The sequence below is a fragment of the Bacillus sp. X1(2014) genome, assembly GCF_007678255.1.
The window spans coordinates 49,255-62,122 of the sequence record NZ_VEED01000014.1; the positions used below are offsets into that span (position 1 = coordinate 49,255).

Consider the following 12,868-nt stretch of genomic DNA (forward strand, 5'->3'; position numbering starts at 1 on the left):
CACCAGCCTTGACATTTTAAAACAATTACACTATAGTTACCTAGGTAACTAATTAACAAAAAGAAGTTTGAGGTGTGCTACATAAATGAATAGCCATGAATTATTCCATACCCTCCATCAGCTTTCACGTCATCTGACTAATACACTTAATGAAGCACTCAAACCTTTAGGTTTATACGGGTCACAATGGTCCGTCGTTTTTGTTTTACAAACCAAAGGCTCATTAACTCAAAAAGAGCTTTGTGAATACTTATTCGTTGAAGCCCCACCGATGACACGCACCATTCAACGGCTTGTTAAACAAGGTTACGTACGTCAGGTCCCAGGTAAGGACAAGCGTGAGAAACTGATTCAATTAACAGATCTGGCTTTGACAATGTACCCTGAGTGGGAAAAAACCGTCATTGAAAACAATCAGTCATTATTGAAGCATCTTCCAGAATCATTACAGGAAGAGCTTTTTCACATTCAAAAAAGCTGGTTACAAAAGCTTTTATAAAAAGGAGCGATCATATGAATAAACCTAAATTATGGACGAAAAATTTCATTAGTATTTCGTTAAGTAACTTTTTTCTATTTTTAACCTTTTATGTTTTACTCGTGACACTTCCTATTTATGCAATACAGGAGTTTGACAGTAATGCCTCACAAGCGGGATTAATGACAACCGTGTTTTTGGTATCAGCGATTATATCTCGTCCGCTTGCTGGACAATGGCTTGAAAAATCAGGACATAAAAAAGTGCTGCTTACTGCGCTGATTGTTTTCTCTGGCGCCTCGCTATTATATTTTTTTCCAAAAACAATCATGGGATTCTTGGCCATTCGTTTGTTACATGGAGTTGGTTTTGGAATGGCTACAACTGCTGTAGGGGCAATCGTGGCAGACCTTATTCCGATTTCGCGCCGTGGTGAGGGAATGGGTTATTTTATCATGTCGACGAATATGGCAATGGTATTAGGACCATTTATCGGCTTAACTGCCATTCAGCAATGGGGTCCGGAAACGCTGTTCATCATTAGTGTCATTGTGGCGGTCGGAGCATTGATTACGGGGTTAAGTGTAAAAGTTAAAGAAACAGAACCAACAGACCATCCTGTTATACAATCTGCCTTTTCATTCAAAAACTTAATTGAGCCTTCAGCCGTTCCGATAGCAATTGTTGGCGGTTTTCTTGCCATCGTTTATTCAGCACTTCTTTCTTTCGTATCTGTTTTTGCAACGGAAATACACCTTACAGAGGTTTCCTCCCTTTTCTTTGTGGTTTATGCGATTGTTTTATTAATTTCCAGACCTTTTACTGGGAAATGGTTAGACCTGTATGGACCCAACGTGATTGTTTTCCCATCCATCGTATTGTTTGCGATTGGAATGTTTGTCTTAAGTCAAAGCGGCACCGCGGTAAGCTTTCTCCTTTCAGCAGGAATGATTGGTTTAGGCTGGGGAACGTTGTTTCCAACCTTCCAAACAATTGCAATTCAAGACGCAGCCCCTCGTAAAAGAGGATTAGCTACCGCTACTTTCCTATCAATCTATGATATCGGGATCGCCTTTGGCTCGTTTGTGGTCGGGTTAGCAGCCGCAAAAATGGATTATAGCTCTCTTTACTTCTTTAGTTCCTTCTATGTTCTAATGGGGGTTGTTCTTTATTATTTCCTTCATACCCGGAAACAAGTATCGTTTAAAGAACATAAACAGACAGAGTTAAATAACCTTAACTCATAATGATTGCTACCACCTTTCAAAAATGGATTCATTTCAAACCCATTTTTGAAAGGCGTAGTGTACTATCTGAATTTTTGTTATATACTGGAACTCTAACTATGATTAGAGGAGTGATTATTGTGGCGAAATCTAAAGCCAAAAAGTTACGTGAAAAACTGACCCGTGAAGGCCGAAAGAATCCAGCAGAAAAGCGAAGCCCATTTGTTTTTACTGATATGAGAACAAGGATAACAAAATCTAAAAAAGACCATTTATATCAATTTAAACACAAGAACCATCAATCCCAAACAGGAAATGATGGTTCTTTTTTTTGGCAGATAGCGAAATAAAATTTATTTATTATAAATATTCAAATATTTTTCACTAATATAGGCAGTTGATTTTACATATGTTTCTATTTACGCTAATCTTATTTTGAAATCAATTTTTCAATATATGGGAGGTAAATAATATGTTTGATGTATTAATTGTTGGTGCTGGACCTACTGGCGCAAGTGCGGCTCTTTTCACTGCGAAAGCTGGAAAGAAAACTGTGGTTATTGATAATGATAAGAGTGTGACGAAGAGAGCATGGATCGAAAACCATTATGGAGTGGCAGAAATTACTGGACCAGATCTTGTTGAAATTGGTAAAAAACAAGCAAGCAAATTTGGTGCAGAAATTGTCCAAGCTACTGTTTCAAATATCAGTAAAACAGAGGCTGGATTTAAAGTAGAAACAGATCAGGGTGAATATGAAGCAAAACATGTGATCCTTGCTACAGGTATGTCTGTTGATCTTGCTGAAACAGCTGGATTAACAACAAAGCCAGGAACTGAGCCAAGAATCAAAGCAATTTTTGATGTTGATGCTTCAGGTAAAACAAATATTGAAGGTATTTGGGCAGCCGGAACTGTTGCGGGTGTAAGCATGCACACTATCATTACTGCTGGCGATGGCGCCAAAGTAGCGATTAATGTTATCAGTGAAATTAATGGTGAACGCTATGTTGACCATGATGTTTTAAAAGCATAACAACGTACATAAAGGGGGAAGGCCAAATGGCTGTTAGGAAAATGGACCATGTCGGTGTAATGGTAAGCGACCTTGATGCCTCACTACTTTTTTATCAAAAAGTAGTTGGGTTGGAATTAAAAGACCAATTTACGATTGCAAACGGTGCAAGAACGTTAGCCTTCCTTGGATTCAATGGATCTGATGAAACAGAACTGGAATTAGTGTATGGCGGAAATTCTGATCTTCCAGCTGAAGGAAAAGTCAATCACATCGCCTTCTTGGTGGACGATATTGAAGAGGAATTCAACCGTTTAAAAGATTTAAACATAGTCTTTATTAGTGATGAAATTGTGACTCTTCCAAATGGGTATCGTAATTTCTTTGTGGAAGGCCCCGATGGTGAAAAAGTCGAGTTTTTCCTACGGTAAGTTAATAAATGAAAGGGACTCAGCAGACTGAGTCCCTTTTCTTTCATTGCGAAATCAAGATGCATTTTACATAAAAATTGACAGTCTACACCCTTCCTTTTAAAATTGGTTTAGCTTGATTATCAATTTAAGGAATCGGAGCGATTTTTTACTTTATTTTTAATATTAAGGGGAAATTGTATGATCAAACAAGACACAAATCTTAAGCCTGTTGTCGCGGGTTTACTGCTGGCGATTTTAATGGCAGCAATGGATAATACCATCGTGGCAACGGCGATGGCGACCATTGTAGCAGATCTCGGTGGTTTTGATAAATTTATTTGGGTCACCTCTGCCTATATGGTAGCCGTAATGGCAGGGATGCCTATTTTCGGTAAACTTTCCGATATGTACGGACGGAAACGCTTTTTTATTTTTGGACTCATTGTCTTTCTGATTGGATCGGCTTTGTGTGGTGTGGCCCAGAATATCATTCAGCTTAGTATTTATCGAGCGATTCAGGGAATCGGCGGCGGGGCTCTAATGCCAATTGCCTTTACCATTGTTTTTGATATCTTCCCACCCGAAAACCGCGGGAAAATGACTGGTTTGCTTGGGGCTGTTTTTGGAGCATCCAGTGTATTAGGACCGTTACTTGGTGCGTATATTACCGATTATATTAGTTGGCATTGGGTATTTTACGTGAATGTACCTATTGGCATTGTTTCGATCTTTTTAATTGTTCGGTACTACCATGAATCATTGCAGCATTCGAAGCAAAAGGTTGATTGGCTTGGCGCGATTACCCTGGTTATATCGGTGGTTAGCTTGATGTTCGCGCTTGAACTAGGCGGAAAAGAATATGCTTGGGATTCTACTCCGATCATCGGGTTGTTTGCAAGCTTCTTTGTCTTTTTTGTAGCTTTCTTCATTGCAGAAATAAAGGCTTCTGAACCGATTCTACCGCTTTGGCTGTTCAAAAGACGCTTATTTGCCACCTCACAAATCTTATCGTTTTTATATGGAGGAACGTTTATTATCTTAACGGTATTTATCCCAATCTTTGTACAAGCGGTCTACGGCGGGTCAGCTAAAAATGCAGGATTGATTTTGACGCCAATGATGCTCGGCTCTGTTGCGGGGAGTTCTGCCGGGGGGATTTTCTTAACGAAAACATCCTACCGTAATTTGATGATTGTTTCGATTATTTCCTATGCTCTTGGCATGTATTTCCTTGGCACGTTGACGGTTGATACAGCCCGCTCTCTGCTGACCATCTATATGATTTTGGTTGGCTTTGGGGTTGGTTTTTCATTCTCTTTGTTGCCGACGGCATCTATGCACAATTTGGAACCGCAAAATCGCGGCACGGCCAACTCTACGAACTCATTTTTGCGGTCTTTTGGAATGACACTTGGCGTAACGGTTTATGGCACCCTGCAAAACAACTTGTTTGCTGATAAATTAAAAGAAGCATTCAATGGTATACAAGGGGCGGGAGATTTTAAAATGGGCGACCCTCGCCAAATCTTCCAAGCGAGTGAACGCTCGAAAATTCCTGACTTTATCTTGGATAAAATTATTCATGCCATGTCCGCTTCGATTACACATACCTTTTTACTAACCCTGATTCCGATTGGGATTGCTGCGGTTACCATCTTTTTCATGGGCAATGCCCGGGTAGTTGTTAGTAAGAAATCTGGCAATAGATAATAAATAAGCACTTGGGGTTGTTCGGTTCGTGCCCCAAGTGCTTATTTTTGTTATTCTGCAAACTTACCGGCCATGTAATCACGGTAGGCCTGACGAATTTCATCCTCAGTGTTCATGACGAATGGCCCTCTAGCAAAGTCGCTCAATTTCTGCAACCTCCCTAGTAAAATCAAGATAATGGTATCGTGATTGGGAAGCTTTATCAAATTAAAAACTTCAGATACCGACAGATTTGGTGATTCGCTCGTTGAATGTGAAGATTCGCCCATTTAATATCGAAATTCGCTCGTTAATTGCGGAAATTTGCCCATTTACATTGAAAATTCGCTCATTAAATTCCGGTCATTCGCTGATTGAATTATATTCGAAAAATATTTTACAAGAATCGATAAAATTCGGCAGGAATTTCAATCTGCATTTCAGAATTTTATATTTAAAATGAGAGGAGTGATAATTTTGGTAATAAAAGAAAGGACAAAACCATTAATTTTGCTTATTTTAGAGGCTTTACTGCGGCGTCTTCCCTGCAGTCACCAAAAGTACCAACAGATACTAGATGAGCATGGAAGAAGGCAGGCCGGTTACATAGGTGAGAAATCGCTCGATTACTATTACCGCGAACTTCCACATCAAAAATATATGATCCTCCACGATTTAAACCTTCCTGATGGCGACTACAACTGCCAAATTGATACCCTTCTTTTAACACCTGAATTCGCCCTTGCGATTGATGTCAAAAATATGGCTGGAAAGTTAATTTTTGATACGGATAATGAACAGTTTATTCAGATCAACAATGGGAATGAAAAAGGATACCCCTATCCGATTGCGCAGGCAGAAAGACACCAGAAGTACTTACAGAAACTTCTTTCTGCACATCATTTTCCTCCCGTTCCGGTTGAATATTTAGTGGTGATCAGTAATAGTTATACTTCCTATGCAGTCACAGGAAAAAATGCCCACAAAGTTAAACCTCGAATTTGTAAGTCCGATGTCTTCTTAAACAAAATTACCCTTTTAGAAAAACAACATTTGAAACCGCTGATGACTGCGAAAGAGCTCAAGAAGCTTTGCCGCCTCCTAGTGAAAATGAATACCGTTCCAACAAGCTATGTATTGAAAAAATACGACATTCACACATCAGACTTGTTAACGGGTGTCCACTGTCCTACCAACTCTAATCATTCCCTTATTCGTAAAAAACAGAATTGGTATTGCCCGTCCTGCGATGCTTTTTCAAAAGACGCACATATTAACGCACTGAAGGATTATTTTCTGCTATTTGGACCGACGATAACCAATAAGCAGTTTCGGGAATTTGCTCATATAAAATCACGTGATGTAGCAAAAAGAATACTTCTATCTTGTAATCTTCAATGTCTTGGAAAGTACAGAGCACGATACTACGCCCCTAAGAAGTTCCCTTGGTGAGTTTTTAATTATTTTCTAACATGGTAAATAACGATTCGCTCATAAAGTATCCAGATTCGCCCATTGAACATGGAAATTCGCTCGATGATTGGTGAAATTCGCTCATTAAACACCGGAATTCGCCCATAAGCTAAACTATGCAACTCTTAGAGATCCCATTTCAGAGTAAAAACCAACAAAGGACACCTAATTTCGGTGTCCTCAATCAATAACTCCACTATTTATACCTCAATATCCTTCCCTTCTTCAACAACATGGAACAATAAATGGGCTAAATGATGAATTGGGCCATATTCTTCTTGATCTTCATCATCAGGTTCCTCGTTAAATTCCATGTCATTTAAGAACAACGCCATGAATTCGTAAAAGTCCTTCAATTGGAAGGAATAGCAACCGACTGGGTCTTCAACGTCTTCTTCATAATGCAATACCATATATGAGAGGTCCCCGTCCACATCTTCTGCATCAAAAAACACAAATAGACCAATATTTGTGTCGAGCTCGAATAAATGCCTAGTCCCACCTTCTGTTGCTTTTGTAAAATCGGCCTGGCTTAGTTTTTGAATTTGCATACTATCTACATTATCTTCTTGATGGAATCCGACAACAAATGATTTCATGATTTCCTCCTTAAAACTTCACAGAAATAAAAACTACACATGCTTTTATCTTGCCCTACTCCTAGTTGGTTTCATTCTTTCTATCTTAAAATTTATAAAACAACATTAATCACAATGCTTATCTTCTAATTCAGTATGCTCATTTAGGAGTGGATTTTCACTTGGAGCAAAATTCACTGACTGTAGACTCATAATTGGCTCAAGTCCATAAAGGTCTTGGGAGGAATTACTTTCATATTCCGTCAGAGATTGCTTTTTTTCCCCTTTTTTCATACTTCGCACCTCTTCATAATCATATTTTCCTAGTATTGTCTCCGTAATTATTGAAAACATTCAAAGCATAAAAAAAATCCCTGAATGTATCAGGGATTTACAATCAGCCAATCGGCGGTTGAATTGGATGATTCAACACATTATCTTCTGTTGAAATGGCCACATCACTATTTGTTGTTGACACTTTCACATCCTTTGCAGTAGTGAAAAGTGCAACCAAGGAGATCGAAAACAATAGGACAACAAACTTTTTCATTAAAATTGCCTCCTAAACTTAAATAATTTTATTTAAATATTTAACTGCATCGATAACCAGACCCTTTTGTGTGTAATGGTCGGCAAGCATTTTATAAAAATGCGTTAAGTCTTCGCTATGTTCATTTTCCTCTTCCAGGTAGGGAATGACCTTCGCTTCTAAATATTTGAATGCTTTAACAGGAGATGATAGAAGAAGGAGATAATAGTCTGCTAAGATTCGGTATTTTTTTACGGATAGTTCTTTTGATAGTAGGTTCACTTCTCGAAAACAAATTTTCGCTTTCTCAAATGATTTGAGAGAATGGTGAAGCTCCCCAATTGCATAAAGAGTTACTAGGTAATGCTGATTTTTGTTTGGCTGCAGGGCCAAACTTTTTTCATAATAGTATAGCGCTTCCTTTGCATTTTTCATTTTAAATTGCAAATGGCCCATATTATGATAGATTTGGGGAAGTAACTTATCTTTTCTTAGTAATTCTGCATTGCGGATTAAATGTTGAAAACAATCCTGGGCTTCTTCGTAAATATTGGAATGGGTATAATTAATACCTAACAGCATAAGTGTGTGGAGTATTCTGATGAAGTTGTGCTGATTCATGAATATTTGCAGTGCCATTTTTCCGAAATGAATGGCATGTCCTGAAAGCTCTAGTGAACTTTTTACAAGGGATCGATGGTACAGAAATTCACCACTGGTTGTTTCTTTATTGTTTTCTGTATGTAAGGCATCGAGGATTTCATCTGCATTTTGATATTGACCCTTCCACATTAAGAATATCGCATTATAATAACGAAATAAATAGTCTTCATGTTGGGAAAAATTTTTCTTTTGCTTATATAAAAGTGCTCGTTGACCATCAGCTTCATCCACTTGGCCTTTAAAAATTAAATAGCGGAACTTATATAGTTCGTAGATATAAATATATTGAGAGAATGGAATTAGGTGTTCAATTTCCATAAGTTTTTGATAATATTCTTCTATTTCATTTCTAAGGTAAAAGTTAATCTTCTCGTCAAGCCCTTTTAATAAGGACTTGATTTCTTCTTCCTGCTCCTCCATCTCTTCGAGGCCAATATTTAGACGCTTTAGTAAAAGAGAGATGGTCCCTTCATTTGCTTCTTTTGAGTTGTTTTCAATTTTACTTAAATGCGGGACAGAACAAATTCCCTTTGAAAGCTCTGCTTGTGTTATTCCTCTCTGCGTTCGATAAAATTTAATCAGGGCTCCATATTCCATATTGCCACCAGACTAACCTTTCTTTTTTTCCTATTTTACATCAAATGGAATTTTTCCAACAGTACTTTTCCCACTATTTTAAAAATTTCGACTTCACTTCCAAAAGGTCATCAGTCAAAATGACCTGATGACCCCTTTCAAGGTTTTACTTGACTCTCGGAAAACCAAATCCTGATGCGTAATCATCACCTGTTGCTGATCCGCCCCCGCCCAGAATATCATTACTCCTTGCACGATTTTGAAGCTCTAATCGAAGCTGGCTATTTGTCAGGGAAGAGTTAGCGGCCCAAATCTTTGCAGCAAGCCCAGATATATGCGGCGTTGCCATCGATGTGCCACTAATGGTGTTGTAACTTCCATCATTCCAAGTAGACTCAATTGCCCTTCCTGGTGCAGAAACCTCCACATCCCGCTCTTGAATTATAAAGTCACCATCAGTACTCGGATTTCCACGTGATGAAAAGTCCGCGACACGGTAGGTGCCATTTTCCTGAACGTTTTCCAGGGCGGCAACTGCTACAACATTTACTAGTGCCCCAGGATAGCCAATCGTGTTGGTTCCAGGTCCATCATTTCCTGCAGCAGCAACAATTAATACCCCTTTTCCATAGGCATATTCAACTGCACTCGAGATGAGGGAATCCTTTGTGCTTGACCCGAGTGACATCGAAATAATGACTTTTGATCCAGTGCGGATCGCTTCATCAGCTACCTTGCGAATGGCCGCCGCAATATCATCAGAGTATCCCGATCCACGGTTGTTTAACACTTTATAGGACCAAAGTTTCGCCCCTGGTGCTACCCCGTAAATTCCCTGACCAGATCCACCGTTGGCCAAAACCGTTCCGGAGACATGTGTTCCATGTCCATTTCCATCCGCGCAACTTCCCTCAACCAATGAGACTTTATTTTGGGAAAAATCCTTACATTGTTCAACATTGCTCTTTAAATCCACATGATTTACATTGACACCCGTATCAAGGACCGCAACCTTAATTCCACTTCCACCTGAAGTACTCGCAATCGCTGGATCATTATAAATGGCCTGAATGCCCCATGGTGTTTGATCACTCGGTCCTGAAACTGCTGTCCCGCCTGGCTTTGCCGCTAATTCTGTCTTAGATATGAACTGTAATTCTGATAATCTCTCAATCGATAAATTCTTGTTATTTAGCAGGGCTTGATATTGTTGGGCATTCACGGTAGTAGTAAACCCTTTGCTTGCGAAATCCCAGCGGATTCCGAAGCTCGCCTTCGCTTTTGCCTTTTCAGAAGCAGGACCTTGAATTAACACACGATAAGTTTCCTGGCCATTTGTTTGCTGTCCGAATGCTGCGGTCGCAAACATCGAAATTCCCATGATGAAGCTTAGTAATACAGATCCTACGATTCTCTTTTTCTTCAATAAAAAACTCCTCCTCCACCCAAAGTAAAAGCCATCACTGATACTTATTACTATTCAAAATATCTCAGTTACATATCAATCGAGCCAAACTAAAAAGTTGGGAAAATTTTTAGTTTTTAATAAAAAAACCAGTCCACTGAAAGGACTGGTTTCTAAAAATATTTCTTTTTCCAAAAAATAAAAGCTGTTAAACTCGTTAAAAATGCCGAGATTACTAGTGGTATGGCATACGAATGGGTAGCATGCTGCAAAGGGATATCCACATTCATCCCGTAAAAGCTCGCCACCATTGTTGGGAAGGATAAGATAATCGTAATCGAAGTTAAGAACTTCATGACGATGTTTAGGTTATTGGAAATAATGGATGCGAAGGCATTCATCATTCCAGTTAAAATGGAACGATAGGTTTCGGCCATCTCAATCGCCTGTGTTTTTTCAATAATAACGTCTTCTAATAAGTCCTTGTCTTCTTCGTACATTTTTAAATAATTAAATCGCAGGATCTTATCGAGGACAACTTTATTCGACTTTAAGGAAGTCGTAAAGTAAACCAAACTTTTCTCTAATGCTAGAAAGGCGAACAACTCTTTATTTTTTAATGACTGATGAACGACATGTTCAATTTCATTTGTTTTCTTGTTAATTTGTTTTAAGTAGCGTAAATAATACGAAGAAATAACGAATAATATTTGCAAAGCAAAACGTGTCTTTTTAAACGTGAAAAACTCTTTTACTCTGTTTTTCCGAAATTCTTCTAAAATGGGGGTATCTTTTAAAGAAACCGTTATGATACAGTCATCTGTTAGAATAATACCGATCGGAATGGTTTCATATCCAGCAAAGCCATTTTCATCATGAACGATATAAGGAAAGTCGACAATGATATACACGCGGCCATCGTCTCGTTCAATCCTCGGACGTTCCTCATCATCGAGCGCATCTTTAATGATATCTACATCGACCTGGGCTTCCATCGACACCTTATTGATTTCTTCTTGGGTTGGGGAATACATATTAACCCAGCACCCTTTTGATATAACATTAACTGTTTCTAATACTTTTGTCTCTGTACTTTTAAAAATTTCCAGCATGATTTAACCTCCTCACTCACTTTGTTCGAGGAAGCCAACAACCTTTTCTAGAGTTGATATTCTTGCTATTCATTTCAATCCATTCAAAGATCACATTGACTTCCCCACACCTACTACTTGGGTCCGGGTCTACGGAATAACTCAAAAATATCAACTCCCTCTAACTTTTTTTATTTCCTATCCTATCATAAACCCTAATCACTTAAAGTACAAAGGAGTTTTTCTGAATTTATTCATCTTCTGCAAAAAAGGGATTTAAATGGATTAAAACTTCTTGAATGTTATCGTTTTTATCCATCAGTTTTTGTTTGATCGCTTTTGCCAAATCATGTCCCTGCTTGATGGTTTTATAATGATCGATCGAGATGCGCAAATCCACCAATACATAATGACCAAGTTCTCTCGCTCTAATTCGGTCAATTCGTTTTACTTCATTGAATTCCTTCACAACCGCAACGTATTCTTGCAATGTCTCTGAATCAATGTTCCGTTCCAGTAAGATATCAAATGCCTCGGTTAACATTTCTTTAGCAATTTTAAAAATCAAATATGCGACAAAAATACTGGCGGCCTTGTCTCCGTATAATAAAAAGTGAATATCAAACCGGCTGCCGGCAATCGAAAGGAGCACCCCGATTGCAGCCGCAATGGATGCCACAATATCTGCCTTATGATCAAATGCAATGGCTTCAATGGCCTTACTCTTATTTGCTTTTGCCACTTTTAACGAACTTCGATACAGAATAACCTTAGTCACATAAGAAAAGAGGGCCACCCACATCGCCAAAAAGCTCGGTGATTCCACTTCATGAAAGAAACCGCTAATCCCTTCGTAAACCACATAAATGGCAACCAGAAAGAGCAAGATCCCAATTATCCCAGAAACAATGACTTCTGCCTTTCCATGTCCATATGGATGTTCATTATCGGCTGGTTTATTTGCAATTTTTATGACTAATAAGACAATCACTGAAGCAAACACATCCGCCGCTGAATGAATCCCATCTGCGAAAACTGCGTCACTATTTCCAACCAATCCAATGATTATTTTTCCTAATGTAAGTATAATGTTACTAATTACACTAATCCAGGCCACTTTTTTAGCCAAAGTTTCTCTCATTTCCATAATATGTAAACCACCTTTAAAAATACCTCTAGAAATCATAGCAAATGCATCCATGATGGGTCTAGAAAAAAAGTCTTGCCCGCTTCAAGCTATGTTGCAGCCAGTTAAAATATGTATGTCCTTATCCTTTCTCGCCTTCCATTTCTCCTTTCACCATTTCCACTTCTTCAACTACAGATATTTTGTTAATTTGATCATGAAGAAAATGAAACGCCTCATCTAATTCTTCTCGTGATGGAAACTCATTTTTTTTGTTCATTACGGTACCTCCATTTAGATTTATTTTTTATTAGGAGTAATCCTGTTAAAAAAAGAAAAAAATACCCTTGTATCCAACATTGAAAGGGAGGAATACAGGATGGACAATAAGAACCAGAAAGCAAATCCTAAGAAAGAATTGGCAGGCAGTTTCTATCATCCCAGTTATTATCAAGAAACAGATGATTTATCTGCCGGTATAGCAACTACACATGAGCAAGCCAGTGACACCTTTACTGAAGGTGAAATTGGAGCGGTCATTGATGATGTGAACGGTAAGGATATACCAATACCGCAAAAAGGCTACGATAAATAAAAAATCAGAGA

General features: G+C 38.5%; 17 protein-coding genes. 8 read left to right on the forward strand and 9 right to left on the reverse strand.

The window, feature by feature from the left end; genetic code table 11:
* Positions 1-85 precede the first annotated feature (85 nt).
* The 6 genes from FS608_RS21410 (at position 86) to FS608_RS21435 (ending at position 4,842) form a co-directional block, all read left to right on the forward strand.
* A complete protein-coding gene (locus tag FS608_RS21410; RefSeq protein ID WP_144554614.1) occupies positions 86-499 on the forward strand; it encodes a MarR family winged helix-turn-helix transcriptional regulator in 414 nt (137 codons plus the stop codon).
* A gap of 14 nt (positions 500-513) precedes the next feature.
* Positions 514-1,725 (forward strand): MFS transporter, encoded by a 1,212-nt coding sequence (locus FS608_RS21415; RefSeq protein ID WP_144554615.1) that lies wholly within the window; start codon positions 514-516, stop codon positions 1,723-1,725.
* Between the two features lie 119 nt (positions 1,726-1,844).
* Positions 1,845-2,054, forward strand: a complete 210-nt coding sequence (locus tag FS608_RS21420) for a hypothetical protein (protein ID WP_144554616.1) — start codon at positions 1,845-1,847, stop codon at positions 2,052-2,054.
* Between the two features lie 122 nt (positions 2,055-2,176).
* A complete protein-coding gene (locus tag FS608_RS21425) occupies positions 2,177-2,740 on the forward strand; it encodes an NAD(P)/FAD-dependent oxidoreductase (RefSeq protein ID WP_144554617.1) in 564 nt (187 codons plus the stop codon).
* Positions 2,741-2,766: 26 nt separating this feature from the next.
* Positions 2,767-3,150, forward strand: a complete 384-nt coding sequence (locus FS608_RS21430) for a VOC family protein (protein WP_144554618.1) — start codon at positions 2,767-2,769, stop codon at positions 3,148-3,150.
* Between the two features lie 180 nt (positions 3,151-3,330).
* Positions 3,331-4,842 carry an MDR family MFS transporter gene (locus FS608_RS21435; RefSeq protein ID WP_144554619.1) on the forward strand — a complete coding sequence of 504 codons (1,512 nt, stop codon included), beginning with the start codon at positions 3,331-3,333 and terminating at the stop codon, positions 4,840-4,842.
* A 50-nt stretch (positions 4,843-4,892) separates the two neighbouring features.
* On the opposite strand, the gene FS608_RS31415 is transcribed toward FS608_RS21435, so the two are convergent.
* Complete coding sequence (locus tag FS608_RS31415) at positions 4,893-5,111, reverse strand: pirin-like C-terminal cupin domain-containing protein (protein WP_260871767.1); 219 nt, start codon at positions 5,109-5,111, stop codon at positions 4,893-4,895.
* 187 nt (positions 5,112-5,298) lie between these two features.
* On the opposite strand from FS608_RS31415, the gene FS608_RS21445 reads away from it, so the two are divergent.
* Complete coding sequence (locus FS608_RS21445) at positions 5,299-6,273, forward strand: nuclease-related domain-containing protein (protein WP_186328842.1); 975 nt, start codon at positions 5,299-5,301, stop codon at positions 6,271-6,273.
* A gap of 221 nt (positions 6,274-6,494) precedes the next feature.
* Here FS608_RS21445 and FS608_RS21450 read toward each other — a convergent pair whose 3' ends face one another.
* The 8 genes from FS608_RS21450 to FS608_RS30490 all read right to left on the reverse strand — a co-directional run bounded on the left by FS608_RS21450 (position 6,495) and on the right by FS608_RS30490 (position 12,542).
* Complete coding sequence (locus FS608_RS21450) at positions 6,495-6,893, reverse strand: cytosolic protein (RefSeq protein WP_144554621.1); 399 nt, start codon at positions 6,891-6,893, stop codon at positions 6,495-6,497.
* Positions 6,894-6,998: 105 nt separating this feature from the next.
* Complete coding sequence (locus tag FS608_RS30480; protein WP_186328843.1) at positions 6,999-7,166, reverse strand: hypothetical protein; 168 nt, start codon at positions 7,164-7,166, stop codon at positions 6,999-7,001.
* Positions 7,167-7,269: 103 nt separating this feature from the next.
* Entirely contained in the window at positions 7,270-7,422 is a 153-nt protein-coding gene (locus FS608_RS30485) for a hypothetical protein (RefSeq protein ID WP_186328844.1), read from the reverse strand.
* A gap of 18 nt (positions 7,423-7,440) precedes the next feature.
* Positions 7,441-8,661 carry a tetratricopeptide repeat protein gene (locus FS608_RS21455; protein WP_144554622.1) on the reverse strand — a complete coding sequence of 407 codons (1,221 nt, stop codon included), beginning with the start codon at positions 8,659-8,661 and terminating at the stop codon, positions 7,441-7,443.
* 145 nt (positions 8,662-8,806) lie between these two features.
* Positions 8,807-10,066: a S8 family peptidase gene (locus FS608_RS21460; RefSeq protein ID WP_144554623.1), complete on the reverse strand. Its 1,260-nt coding sequence runs from the start codon at positions 10,064-10,066 to the stop codon at positions 8,807-8,809.
* A gap of 152 nt (positions 10,067-10,218) precedes the next feature.
* Complete coding sequence (locus FS608_RS21465) at positions 10,219-11,157, reverse strand: magnesium transporter CorA family protein (protein WP_144554624.1); 939 nt, start codon at positions 11,155-11,157, stop codon at positions 10,219-10,221.
* Positions 11,158-11,386: 229 nt separating this feature from the next.
* Positions 11,387-12,337, reverse strand: a complete 951-nt coding sequence (locus FS608_RS21470; RefSeq protein ID WP_313958728.1) for a cation diffusion facilitator family transporter — start codon at positions 12,335-12,337, stop codon at positions 11,387-11,389.
* A 67-nt stretch (positions 12,338-12,404) separates the two neighbouring features.
* Positions 12,405-12,542, reverse strand: coding sequence for a hypothetical protein (locus FS608_RS30490; RefSeq protein ID WP_186328845.1), 138 nt, complete (start codon positions 12,540-12,542; stop codon positions 12,405-12,407).
* 99 nt (positions 12,543-12,641) lie between these two features.
* On the opposite strand from FS608_RS30490, the gene FS608_RS21475 reads away from it, so the two are divergent.
* Entirely contained in the window at positions 12,642-12,857 is a 216-nt protein-coding gene (locus FS608_RS21475) for a YozQ family protein (RefSeq protein WP_144554625.1), read from the forward strand.
* The last annotated feature ends 11 nt before the right edge of the window (positions 12,858-12,868 follow it).

Bases quoted from the DNA above. Each gene is read 5' to 3' on its own strand.
- FS608_RS21410 (WP_144554614.1), top strand. From the start codon at position 86: ATGAATAGCCATGAATTATTCCATACCCTCCATCAGCTTTCACGTCAT.
- FS608_RS21415 (WP_144554615.1), top strand. From the start codon at position 514: ATGAATAAACCTAAATTATGGACGAAAAATTTCATTAGTATTTCGTTA.
- FS608_RS21425 (WP_144554617.1), top strand. From the start codon at position 2,177: ATGTTTGATGTATTAATTGTTGGTGCTGGACCTACTGGCGCAAGTGCG.
- FS608_RS21430 (WP_144554618.1), top strand. From the start codon at position 2,767: ATGGCTGTTAGGAAAATGGACCATGTCGGTGTAATGGTAAGCGACCTT.
- FS608_RS21435 (WP_144554619.1), top strand. From the start codon at position 3,331: ATGATCAAACAAGACACAAATCTTAAGCCTGTTGTCGCGGGTTTACTG.
- FS608_RS31415 (WP_260871767.1), bottom strand. From the start codon at position 5,111: ATGGGCGAATCTTCACATTCAACGAGCGAATCACCAAATCTGTCGGTA.
- FS608_RS21450 (WP_144554621.1), bottom strand. From the start codon at position 6,893: ATGAAATCATTTGTTGTCGGATTCCATCAAGAAGATAATGTAGATAGT.
- FS608_RS30480 (WP_186328843.1), bottom strand. From the start codon at position 7,166: ATGAAAAAAGGGGAAAAAAAGCAATCTCTGACGGAATATGAAAGTAAT.
- FS608_RS30485 (WP_186328844.1), bottom strand. From the start codon at position 7,422: ATGAAAAAGTTTGTTGTCCTATTGTTTTCGATCTCCTTGGTTGCACTT.
- FS608_RS21455 (WP_144554622.1), bottom strand. From the start codon at position 8,661: ATGGAATATGGAGCCCTGATTAAATTTTATCGAACGCAGAGAGGAATA.
- FS608_RS21465 (WP_144554624.1), bottom strand. From the start codon at position 11,157: ATGCTGGAAATTTTTAAAAGTACAGAGACAAAAGTATTAGAAACAGTT.
- FS608_RS21470 (WP_313958728.1), bottom strand. From the start codon at position 12,337: ATGGATGCATTTGCTATGATTTCTAGAGGTATTTTTAAAGGTGGTTTA.
- FS608_RS30490 (WP_186328845.1), bottom strand. From the start codon at position 12,542: ATGAACAAAAAAAATGAGTTTCCATCACGAGAAGAATTAGATGAGGCG.
- FS608_RS21475 (WP_144554625.1), top strand. From the start codon at position 12,642: ATGGACAATAAGAACCAGAAAGCAAATCCTAAGAAAGAATTGGCAGGC.